The 11,399-nt window shown below is 65.8% G+C and carries 8 protein-coding genes; 7 read left to right on the top strand and 1 reads right to left on the bottom strand.

What is annotated here, in order from left to right:
* Positions 1–5: 5 nt before the first annotated feature.
* On the bottom strand, positions 6–2,291 hold the full coding sequence (locus JL811_RS07370) for a bifunctional salicylyl-CoA 5-hydroxylase/oxidoreductase (protein ID WP_202687833.1): 2,286 nt from the start codon (positions 2,289–2,291) through the stop codon (positions 6–8).
* A 136-nt stretch (positions 2,292–2,427) separates the two neighbouring features.
* On the opposite strand from JL811_RS07370, the gene JL811_RS07365 reads away from it, so the two are divergent.
* From JL811_RS07365 to JL811_RS07335, 7 genes are all read left to right on the top strand, one after another.
* Positions 2,428–3,579 carry a 3-hydroxyacyl-CoA dehydrogenase gene (locus tag JL811_RS07365; protein WP_202687832.1) on the top strand — a complete coding sequence of 384 codons (1,152 nt, stop codon included), beginning with the start codon at positions 2,428–2,430 and terminating at the stop codon, positions 3,577–3,579.
* A 210-nt stretch (positions 3,580–3,789) separates the two neighbouring features.
* The gene (locus JL811_RS07360; protein WP_202687831.1) at positions 3,790–4,755 is read left to right on the top strand and encodes a hypothetical protein; all 966 of its coding nucleotides are present in this window, start codon (positions 3,790–3,792) and stop codon (positions 4,753–4,755) included.
* A gap of 172 nt (positions 4,756–4,927) precedes the next feature.
* A complete protein-coding gene (locus JL811_RS07355) occupies positions 4,928–5,770 on the top strand; it encodes a flagellar motor protein MotB (RefSeq protein ID WP_202687830.1) in 843 nt (280 codons plus the stop codon).
* A 98-nt stretch (positions 5,771–5,868) separates the two neighbouring features.
* A complete protein-coding gene (locus JL811_RS07350) occupies positions 5,869–7,176 on the top strand; it encodes a flagellar hook protein FlgE (RefSeq protein ID WP_202687829.1) in 1,308 nt (435 codons plus the stop codon).
* A gap of 22 nt (positions 7,177–7,198) precedes the next feature.
* Positions 7,199–8,641 carry a flagellar hook-associated protein FlgK gene (flgK, locus tag JL811_RS07345; protein WP_202687828.1) on the top strand — a complete coding sequence of 481 codons (1,443 nt, stop codon included), beginning with the start codon at positions 7,199–7,201 and terminating at the stop codon, positions 8,639–8,641.
* A gap of 1 nt (position 8,642) precedes the next feature.
* A complete protein-coding gene (locus JL811_RS07340; RefSeq protein ID WP_202687827.1) occupies positions 8,643–9,650 on the top strand; it encodes a flagellin in 1,008 nt (335 codons plus the stop codon).
* On the top strand, positions 9,647–10,744 hold the full coding sequence (locus JL811_RS07335; RefSeq protein ID WP_202687826.1) for a flagellar basal body P-ring protein FlgI: 1,098 nt from the start codon (positions 9,647–9,649) through the stop codon (positions 10,742–10,744). The genes JL811_RS07340 and JL811_RS07335 overlap by 4 nt, the downstream gene beginning before the upstream one ends.
* Positions 10,745–11,399 lie beyond the last annotated feature (655 nt).

Here is an 11,399-nt window from a genome sequence, read left to right as displayed (position 1 = left end):
GCCCGTCATGCCCTGATTGCCTCGGCCGACCGCTGGACCAGCCTGCGCGCCTGATCGGCGCCCGCCGCATAGGGTTGCGGCCAGACTGCACCTTCATCGCCCAGTGCCAGCGCCGCGCGCAGCGTCCAGTAGGGATCGGCCAGATGCGGGCGCGCAAGGCACACCAGATCGGCTCGCCCTGCCATCAGGATGGAATTCACATGGTCTGCCTCGGTGATATTGCCCACGGCCATCGTGGCAATTCCGGCCTCATTGCGGATCCGGTCGGAAAACGGGGTCTGGAACATGCGGCCATAGACCGGCTGCGCCTCAATACTGGTCTGGCCTGCGCTGACGTCGATGATATCCGCCCCGGCAGCATGGAAGGCCCGCGCGATCTCAACCGCCTCGGCCGGGGTCACGCCTTCATCACCCAGCCAGTCATGGGCCGAAATCCGCACCGCCATGGGTTTTCCGGCAGGCCAGACCGCGCGCATCGCCGCGAAAACCTCAAGCGGCCAGCGCAGGCGGTTTTCCAGATTGCCGCCATAGGCATCGGTGCGGATGTTTGATTTGGGCGAGATGAAGCTGGAAATCAGATAGCCATGCGCGGCATGCAGTTCGATCATGTCAAAGCCCGCCCGCGCCGCCATTTCGGTTGCCGCCACGAATTGCGCCGTCACTGCCTCCATATCCGCCCGATCAATCGCCTTGGGCATGGCATTTTCGGGTGACCATGGCAGGGCCGAGGCCGACAGCAGCGGCCAGTTGCCTGCGGGCAGCGGCGCGTCCATCCCCTCCCACCCGATCCGGGTTGATCCCTTGCGGCCCGAATGGCCGATCTGGCAGCAGATCTTTGCCGGGGTTTCGGCATGAACGAAATCCACCAGCCGCTGCCATGCCGCCTCATGGTCCGGCGCATAAAGACCCGGGCATCCGGGGGTGATGCGTCCCTCGGCGGAGACGCAGGTCATTTCGGTATAGACCAGCCCCGCGCCCCCCTTGGCGCGTTCGCCGTAATGGACCAGATGCCAGTCGGTCGGGCAGCCCCCCCGCGCCTTGTATTGCGCCATGGGCGAGACGACGACACGGTTCGCCAGTTGCATGTCGCGCAGCCGGTACGGCGCGAACATCGGCGCGCGGCCGGGTGTTCCGCCCGCCTGCTGCTGAAACCAGTCCTCGATCCCGCGCAGCCAGTCCGGATCGCGCAGGCGCAGGTTTTCATGGCTGATGCGCTGGCTGCGCGTCAGCAGGGAATAGGCGAATTGCTGTGGCGGCATGTCCAGATAGCGCTCGACCTCTTCGAACCATTCAAGGCTGTTGCGCGCCGCCGATTGCAGGCGCAGCACCTCGATGCGGCGTTCCTCCTGATAGCGGCGGAAAGCATCCTCCATCGTCGGTTCGGAATGCAGGTATTCCGCCAGCGCGATGGCGCTGTCAAAGGCCAGCCGAGTGCCGGACCCGATGGAAAAATGCCCCGTCGCCGCCGCATCCCCCATCAGCACGATATTGCCGTGATACCAGCGCTCACAGATCACCCGGGGAAACTGCATCCAGACCGCCGAGCCGCGCAGATGGGCGGCATTCGACATCAGCGCGTGACCGTCCAGATGACGCGCGAAGATCCGGCGACAGGTCTCGACCGTCTCTTCCTTCGTCATCGCCTCAAAGGCCCAGCGGTCCCATGTCTCGGGCAGGCATTCCACGATGAAGGTCGCAGTATCGGCATCGAACTGATAGACATGGGCCCAGACCCAGCCATGTTCGGTTTTCTCAAAAATGAAGGTGAAGGCGTCATCGAATTTCTGATGCGTTCCAAGCCAGACGAACTTGCAGCGCCGGATGTCGATATCGGGTTTGAACACATCCGCATGGTCGCGGCGCACGGCGGAATTGATGCCGTCACAGGCGACGACGATGTCGTATTCGCTGCGGTATTCATCGGCCGTGCGGAACTCGGTCTCGAATTGCAGATCGACCCCCAGTTCGCGCGCCCGCGCCTGCAGCAGGATCAGCATCTGCCTGCGCCCGATCCCGGCAAAGCCATGCCCGCCCGACACGCTGCGCTGCCCGTCATGGACCACGGCGATATCGTCCCAATAGGTGAAATGCGACCGGATCGCCGCGGTTGAGACGGGATCGTTCTTCTGCATCCGGGCCAGCGCGTCATCCGACAGCACCACCCCCCAGCCGAACGTATCATTGGCGCGGTTGCGTTCCAGCACCGTCACCTGATGCGAGGGATCACGAAGTTTCATCGAGATCGCGAAATACAGCCCCGCCGGACCCCCCCCCAAGCACAGAACCTTCATCACGACGCCTCCCGTTCCCGACAGGACCAGAGTGGCATCGCCGCTTTATTATTTCAAGCTTGAAATTTTAAACCCGAAAGGGCAGGCTGAACCGGGCCGCGCAGGGCGGGGCAGCGACGGGACAGGGGAGGATCGCATGACCGTGATCGGCGTGGCGGGTCTGGGGGTGATGGGGCTGGGCATCGCGCAGACCTATGCGGCGGCTGGGTTTGACGTACTGGCCACCGATACCGAGGCCGGGGCGCGGCAATCGGCGCTGCAACGGCTGCGGGCAGGACTGGCACCGCGCGTGGCGGCGGGCAAGATGACCGCAGCCGCGCTGGACGCTCTTTGCGCCCGGATCCGGGTCGTTGACAGCGTTGTGGATTTCACCCCCTGCGCACTGGTCATCGAGGCGATTGCCGAGCAGATCGAGGCCAAGCGCGCGCTGTTCCACGCCATTGCCGGGGCGGTACCGCAGGCGGTGCTGGCCACCAATACGTCATCGCTTTCCGTGGCCGCGATCCGTGCGGACCTGCCCGAACCCGCCCGCTTGCTGGGGCTGCATTTCTTCAACCCCGCCCCGGTGATGAAACTGGTCGAACTGGTCGAAACCGGGGCCGATCCGCAGGCGCTGGCCGTGGCCCGGGCGCTGACGGAAGGTGCGGGCAAGGTGGTGATCGACTGTGCCGACCGTCCCGGTTTCATCGTCAACCGCTGCGCCCGCCCCTATTACGGCGAGGCGCTGGCCCTGCTGGAAGAAGGTCACAGCGCCCTTGCCATCGACGCGGCGATGCGGGCGGCGGGTTACCGACTGGGGCCTTTCGCGCTGATCGACCTGATCGGGGCCGATATCAACCTTGCCGCCAGTGAACAGATCCATGCCGCCATGGGCGGGCATCCGCGCTATCACGTCTTTGACGCCCTGCGCGCGCAGGTGGCCAGCGGCGATCTGGGCCGCAAGACGGGCCGGGGCTTTGTCACCGGACCCACAGGGCCCGACACCGTGCCGCCCGACACCATCGCGCCCGATCCGGCCCTTGCCCTGCGGATCGAGGCGCTGCTGGCCAATGAGGCCGCAACCCTGCTGGAGGAGGGGGGAGTCACAGCCAAGGATATCGACACCGCCCTGCGGCTGGGGCTGAACTTTCCGCAAGGCCCCTTTGCCGCCGCGCAGTCCTGGGGGGCAGAGGTTGTCGCAAGGGAACTCGCGCGGCTGGAACGGGCCGCCCCGCCCGCCCTGAAGCCACGCTACCGCCTTTGCCCCGCCCTGATCCCGGCGCTGGAACAGGCGCGAAATGCGCCTTAGGCGGATCGCGCAGATTCGCGCGCCTGAAACGAAAATGCGCGCAAATGATGTCATCCGGCCCGCAAATTTCGGGCGGAAGGCTCCTGGCGGACGAATTTTGCGTCTCTTGACGCCCTGACGCTGCGTTTTGACGCGCGATTGACGTGGTGCCTCTGGAAATTCGGGCCGCATTTTGGCATGTTTTACGCTAGGTCATCCCCGGAGCGAACCATGCCGTCCGAAGCGCGAGTCGAAGATTTTCTGCGCATCCTGATCGTGGCGCCCTGCCCCTCGATGCTGATTGCCGCGCCGACACTGGCGCAGCATCTTCAGATCCCCACGCAAGAGGCCGCGCGTCGGCTGTCCTCGGTGCCCTCGACCCTGTGCGAAAGACTGCCGCTGGCCGATGCGAAACGGCTGGCCAATCTGCTGGCTGCAATGGGGGTGCAGGTCCGGCTTGAGGCGGTAAGCCTGCCCGAAACGCCGGAAACCGCGATGGTCGATGTCTCGCTGCAACCGGTTGAAAGCGACCGGCTGGGCGAACTGGCGCAGGCCATCGCCGCCTGGCTGCCGCCCGTGGGCGTGACCTCCTGCGACCGCAGCGCCACCGGTATCGAGACCGAGCTTGCCGGTCCGGGCGGTCTGATCCTGTCCTCGGTCTCGGTCGCGGATGCCGAATTGCTGCGCGGGGTGATGCGCCGCATTGCCGGGCTGCGCATTGCCGTCTCGGACCCGCGTCAGGCGCTGTATGACCTGCTGGCCGATCATCGCGCACCCTTCGCCGTGCCGCCCGCGGTGACAGAGACGCTGCGCCGGATGGGGCTTTCGCCCTGCCGGCTGACCGGGGCCGTAGCCTCGAAACTGGACCGCGCCACCCGCGATCTGATCCTTGCCCGCTTTCACCGCGCACCGCTGGTCGCGATGAACCGCGATTTCCAGCGTTTCGATCTGTTCCTGACCGGGGTGCGCAATGTCTCTCCGCGTGAACTGGCGGATTTCCTTGTGGCGCGGTCGGACCTGCCCCGCGCGATGCTGGAACGCATGCCGCGCCCGCTGCGCATCGAATGCGGCCTGACGCGGGAAAACGCGCTGGCCTTCCAGTCCGACTATGCCGCACTCGGCTTTGAAACCTGCGCCCGGTTGCGGGTCTATCACCCGGTTCTGCGTCATCCTGTCGAAGCGCGCGTCGGCCCCTGACACACGGCCCCGCTCCCGGGCCCCTCATGTGCTGGCCGTTGGCGGTCCTGATCTTCAGGGCCGCCTTCGCCATTATGGCAGAATTGCGGAATTTCAAGCGATCTTGAAGGGTTAACCCGCGCTTCATCGCGCTGCGCTACTGGTATGCCCGGGTGTTGTGACGGGTGGTGCCATGGACGGGCAGAAGAATGCCAGACCGGCCATCATCAAGCGCAAGAAGGTCATCAAGGGTGGCGGTCACCATGGCGGGGCATGGAAGGTCGCCTATGCCGATTTCGTCACCGCGATGATGGCCTTCTTCATGCTGATGTGGCTGCTGAATGCAACGACAGAAAAACAGCGCAAGGGGCTGGCGGACTATTTCAGCCCGACCATTCCGGTGAACCGCATTTCGGGCGGCGGCGATGGCGCTTTTGGCGGCGACAGTGTCATGTCGCAAAAGGCCCATACCCAGAACGGCACCGGGGCGCAGGGCGTTCGCACCCGCGTGGCCGAGGCCGATGGCGGCCGGATGAACGATCAGGACACGGTTGAGGAGGATCGCCTGCAGGCCCAGCTGGACGCGATCGAAAGACAGCTTTCCGCCCTGCGCGGCGAAAGCATGACCATGCAGCGCGCCCTGCGCCATGTCGTGACGAAAGTCACCGATGAGGGGCTGGTGATCGAGATCTTCGATCTTGAGGATGCACCGCTTTTCGACGGCCCGACGGCCCGGCCCCAACCCGTCACCCGCGATATCGCCGCGCTTCTGGCCGAGGTTCTGGCCATCACGACCAACGGGCTGGCGGTCAACGGCCATGTCCGCACCTTCCCCATCACGCTGATCGACAATCCCGCATGGGATCTTTCCGCCGCCCGCGCGCAGGGCTTTCGCGAATTGCTGACACAGGCGGGCATCGATGGCGACCGGATGCGCCGCATTTCCGGCCATGCCGACCGCAAGCCCGTCACCGCCAATGCCATGGCGATCCGCAACAACCGGCTGGAAATTGTCCTGCTGCGCCGGGACCGCTGAGCGGAATGACCGGCATTTTAGGCATTAGGCGGATCTTAAGCCGCAGCGTGCAGCCTTGGCCGTGACCTCGGGTCGATGCTGCAGAAAGGTGCGAACCAATGACAATCTCTTCCTCGCTAAATGCCGGGGTTGCCGGGCTGAACGCCAATGCGACACGGCTGGCGACGATTTCCGACAATATCGCGAATTCCGGAACCTATGGATACAAACGCGCCGCGGCCGATTTTGCCAGCATGGTCATCACTCAGGCACAGGGCGCGGGGGTCTATGCGGCGGGCGGGGTGCGCGCCTCGACCGCGCGGCTGATCGACGAACGCGGCGCGCTGGTTGGCACCGGCAATGCGCTGGATCTTGCGGTGTCCGGCCGGGGCATGCTGCCGGTCGTGCCGTCGGTCGGGCTGGCCGAAGGTCTGTCCAATTCGTCCCTGACCATGACGACGACCGGTTCGTTCCGCCCCGATTCCAATGGCACCCTGCGCACTGAATCAGGCATGGTGCTGCTGGGATGGCCCGCCAATGCCGATGGCACCATTCCCGTGCTGCCCCGCGACACGATTGCCGGGCTGCGCCCGGTCACCATCAATGCCAATCAGCAGGCGGGCGATCCGACCACCACCCTGAAACTGGGCGTAAACCTGCCCGCCACCCAGACCCTTGCCGATGCCAGCGGCGATACACTGCCGCTGGCGGTGGAATATTTCGGCAATCTGGGCACGTCCGAAACGCTGGATGTCGGCTTTACCCCGATCCTGCCCGCAATCGGCAGTTCGAACCGCTGGACCCTGCAGATCCGCGATTCGGCGCAGGGTGGCGCATTGATCGGCGAATATGAACTCACCTTCGATGATACCCGTGGCAATGGCGGCACGCTGGCCACGGTCACCACCCTGTCGGGCGGCGCCTATGACCCGGCAACGGGCACGGTCGAACTGGGCCTTGGCGGCGGCCCGCTGACGGTGCAACTGGGGCGACTGGGCGATGCCAATGGCCTGACCCAGCTTTCCGACAGTTTTGCCCCCACCTCGATCACCAAGAACGGCTCGCCCGTGGGCAATCTGACGGCGGTTGAGGTGGATGAAAACGGTTATATCAACGCCACCTATGATACCGGCTTCACCCGCAGGCTCTATCAGATCCCGCTGGTCGATGTGCCCAATCTCAACGGGCTGAATGCGCTGAACAACCAGACCTATTCGATCTCAACCGACAGCGGCTCCTTCTTTCTGTGGAACGCTGGTGAGGGGCCGACCGGCGCGGTCGTGGGCTATGCGCGCGAAAACTCCACCACCGATGTCGCGTCGGAACTGACCAACCTGATCCAGACCCAGCGGGCCTATTCCTCCAACGCCAAGGTCATCCAGACCGTGGATGAGATGCTGCAGGAAACCACCAATATCAAACGCTGACCCCAAGCCGGAGGACTGAGCCGTGACATTATCCGCATCCCTTGCCAGCGCCCAGTCGGGCCTGAATGCCGCCTCGCGCGGGGCCGGGGTCATCTCGGCCAATATCGCCAATGCGCTGACCGAAGGCTATGCAAGACGCGAGATCCGGCTGGGCGCTCAGCATTATGGCACGGTCGGTCAGGGTGTTCAGGTTGAAGGCATCTCACGGCAGGTCGATGCGCTGCTGCTGCGCGACCTGCGGCTGGCCCACGCCATGGCGGAAGGTCAGGACTTGCGCGCCGCCTTCCATGGCAGGCTTGACGATGTGATGGCGGGTCCGGGCAATCTGGCCGGCCGCATCGACGGTTTCGATGCGGCGCTGATTGCCGCCGCCGCCCTGCCCGACAGCGACACGCGGCTGGCCGATCTGCTGGTTCAGGCCGGTTCCGTGATCGACGGGTTCCGCAGCAGCGCCGCTGCGATCCAGTCCGCGCGGATGGATGCAGATGCCGCGATTGCGGTGGATGTCGCCCGCCTGAACAACGCTCTGGACGGTATCGCCCGGTTGAACGCCGATATCGCCGCGATGGGCGCGGGACGCCGGGACAGTTCAGCCCTGCAGGATCAGCGGCAGATCCTGATTGATCAGGTCGCCGCCATCGTGCCGCTCCGCAGCCTGCCCGATGCGCAGGGGCGCGTGGCGCTTTATTCCACCGGCGGGGCGGTGCTTCTCGATATGCAGCCACGGGAACTTGGCTTCACCCCCGCTGGCGTGATTACAGCCGACATGACACTGGCCTCAGGTGCACTGTCGGGTCTGACACTGGACGGTCAGCCTCTGCGCAGTGATGACGGTGGCCCCTTGGCAGGCGGACGGCTGGCCGCCAATCTGGCGATCCGCGACGTGCTGGCCCCCGGCGCGCAGGACCTGCTGGATGCGATGGCGCGCGATCTGGTGGAACGCTTTCAGGATCCGGCGCTGGATCCGACCCGCGCGCCGGGCGGTCCGGGCCTTTTCACCGATCAGGGCGCGGCCTTTGATCCGGCCGATATGGTCGGCCTGTCTCAAAGATTGCGGCTGGCGCCAGCGGCGGATCCGGCACAGGGCGGCGCGCTGTGGCGATTGCGCGACGGGCTGGGCGCCACGACCCCCGGCCCCACCGCGCAGGGCATATTGCTGCAGGAACTTCGCACCGCGCTGAACGCCGCGCGCATCGCGACGGGCCCGCTGCCCCCGGCAGGGCGCAGCCTGTCGGATCTTGCAAATGCAACCATCACCACACTTTCGGCGCAGCGCCTGCAGGCTGAAACCAGCGCCGGTTTTGCCATGGCCCGGGCCGCGACATTGGAACAGATGCATCTGGCCCAGGGCGTGGACAGCGACCGCGAATTGCAGGATCTGCTGCTGATCGAGCAGGCATTTGGCGCCAATGCAAGGGTCATCAGCACGGTAGATGACATGATTCAAACGCTTCTGGGGTTGTGACATGGCGATGCAAGGCATTGGCGATCTGTCCCGCAGCCTGATGCTGCGTCACCAACTGGCCGCCCTCAAGGACAGGGCGATGGTCGCGGCGCAAGAGGCGACAACCGGCCAGACGGCAGACCGGCTGCGCCATCGCGGCGGCGATCTCGGCCCGCTTCTGGGGATCTCCTCCTCCCTGACCCGGCTGGGGGCCTTCACCCGCGCTGCCGAAGATGCCGCCCTTCTCGCAAGCCGGATGCAGACCGCGCTTGCGACGGTGGAGGGCCAGACTGCTGGCCTTGCCGACGGGTTGCTGACTATCGGCCTGGTCGGTGAGAAACAGACCCTTGCCGCACTGGGGCAGGATGCGGAACAGCGTCTGGATGCGGTGATCGCAACGCTGAACCAGCAGACGGGCGGTGTTGCGCCTTTCGCCGGCATCGCAGGCAGCGGTGCGGCGCTGGCGCCTTCCGGGGCCATCCTTGGTGCGCTGGAAACCGCGATTACCACATCGGGCGCCACCGGGGCCGGGGCGGTGGCGGTCGTGATCGCCGACTGGTTCGAGGATCCGGCGGGCTTTGCCGCGCAGGGATATCTGGGCGGCCCACCCCGCAGTGCCATCCCGCTTTCGCCCGAGGACAGCGTGACGCTGGATGTGACCGCCGCCGAACCGGCGCTGCGCGACACGATCCGGGCGCTGGCCATGGCGGCGCTGACCGGGCGCGGTATCCCGGCCGGTCTTGCCGAACGGTCAGAACTGGCGCGCCTTGCGGGGGAGGATCTGTTGCAAGGGGCCACCGGTCGCACGGCGCTGGCCGCCCGCATCGGGCTGGCCGAGGGCCGGATTGGGGCCGCTATCAGCCGCAATGCAGCAGAAACGGCGACGCTGCGCCTGTCGCAGACCGGGTTGCTGGCCATCGATCCCTATGAGGCCGCAACCCGGCTGGAAGAGACCTCGGGACAGATCGAAACCCTTCATGCCGTCACCGCGCGGCTGTCCCGTCTCAGCCTCGTGGACTTCCTCAGATGATCCGCCTTCTGTGCCTTCTGGCCTGTCTTCTGCCACTTGCCGCCGGGGCCGCGCCGATCCGCATCAAGGATCTGGTCGAATTCGACGGCGTGCGCGGCAATGATCTGGTCGGCTATGGACTTGTCGTCGGGCTGAACGGAACCGGCGACGGCATGCGCAACGCGCCCTTCACCGAAGAGATCCTTGCCAATCTGCTGGAGCGTCTGGGCGTCAACGTCACCGGAGAGCAATTCCGCCCCCGCAATGTCGCGGCGGTGTTCGTGACGGCCAGCCTGCCGCCCTTTGCCCGTCGCGGCGCGCGGATCGACATTTCGGTTTCGGCCATCGGCGATGCGCAAAGCCTGCTGGGCGGCACGCTGGTGATGACCCCGCTCAGCGGGGCCGATGGCAAGATCTATGCCGTGGCGCAAGGCACGGTGATCGCCGGCGGCATCAGTGCCGAGGGGGTTGCCGCCCGCGTCGTGCAAGGGGTTCCCACGGCAGGCGTCATCCCCTCGGGCGCGCGGGTGGAACAGGAGGTGGATTTCGATTTCAGCGGATTGCGCCAGATGCGGCTGGCGCTGCGGGTGGCCGATTTCACCACCGCAGGCCGGATCGAGGCCGCGATCAACGGCGAATTCGGGCGCCGGGTTGCGGTCATGCTGGACAGCGGCACCGTGGCGCTGGATCTGGGGGCCGCGCGCATGACCTCTCCCGCGCATGTGCTGGGCCGGGTAGAGAACATCCTTGTGCAACCCCAGACCCGGGCGCGGGTCGTGGTGGATCAGCGATCAGGCACCATCGTCATGGGTGCAGATGTGCGGATCAGCCGCGTCGCCGTCGCCCAGGGCGGGTTGACCCTGCGCGTTCAGGAGCAGCCCCTGGTCGTGCAGCCCAATCCCTTTGCCGAGGGCGAAAGCATCGTGATCCCGCGCAGCGAAGCAGCCATCGAACAGGATCCCGGCACCGGACTGGCCGAGATCGCATCCTCGACCGATCTTTCGCAGGTCGTGGCCGGGCTGAACGCCCTTGGCGTGGCGCCGCATGACATGATCGATATCCTCAAAAGCATCAACGCAGCTGGGGCTCTGCATGCCGAATTCGTGGTGCATTGAGCGTGATCCGGGGCCTTCCGGGGCCGCAATGACCGGCAGGCGGTCTGGCGGTCACAGCGGCGGGGCGGGGGAACCGGACAGATCGCAGCCAGGCTCTGGCGCTGCGCGCCGACGAAAAGCGCGGGAAAGCCGGGCAAATGCTTCGTTAATCAGGCCGACGGGGGGTGGACAGCCGCAACCCCAGACAGTGGCACGAAGATCGGAGCACGAAGATCGGGGCATGAAGACTGCAGCGCGAGGGCGGTGCATGAGCACAGAGAGGCGGGGTCAGAAGGGCAAGAATGAAGGGGCAGAGGCGGAGAGACAAAGACACCGCAGGAGATGCATGGGAGCAAAGACGCCGCGGCCGCGAACAAGCCCCGGGGCGCGCTGAAAGGTGCCCGTTGCAGCACCATCACCGCCGGCCGGGGAATTTCGGAAAAGCCCTATCCCGGTCCGGTGACCGCTCCTTGACCGGCGCGGCACATTGGCAGCTTTGTCAGGCGTGTCGCCATCGTGAAACTCCGACGACTTTTCCTGGCCTGCACAGTTCTGCCCGCCCCTCTGTCCCACCGCGTGGCAGGGGCGGCCCCTGTTTTGCCGACCCTCAGCCTGAGGATACCGGCCCCACAGCACCGGATCTGCCGGGACAATGCGCAAGGGCGTCGCCGTCGGC

Origin of the sequence: Szabonella alba (genome assembly GCF_016765775.1) — a bacterium.
GTDB classification, from domain to species: domain Bacteria; phylum Pseudomonadota; class Alphaproteobacteria; order Rhodobacterales; family Rhodobacteraceae; genus Szabonella; species Szabonella alba.
The sequence above is the reverse complement of the archived record's forward strand: the minus strand, read 5'-3'. Positions and strand labels throughout refer to the sequence as shown.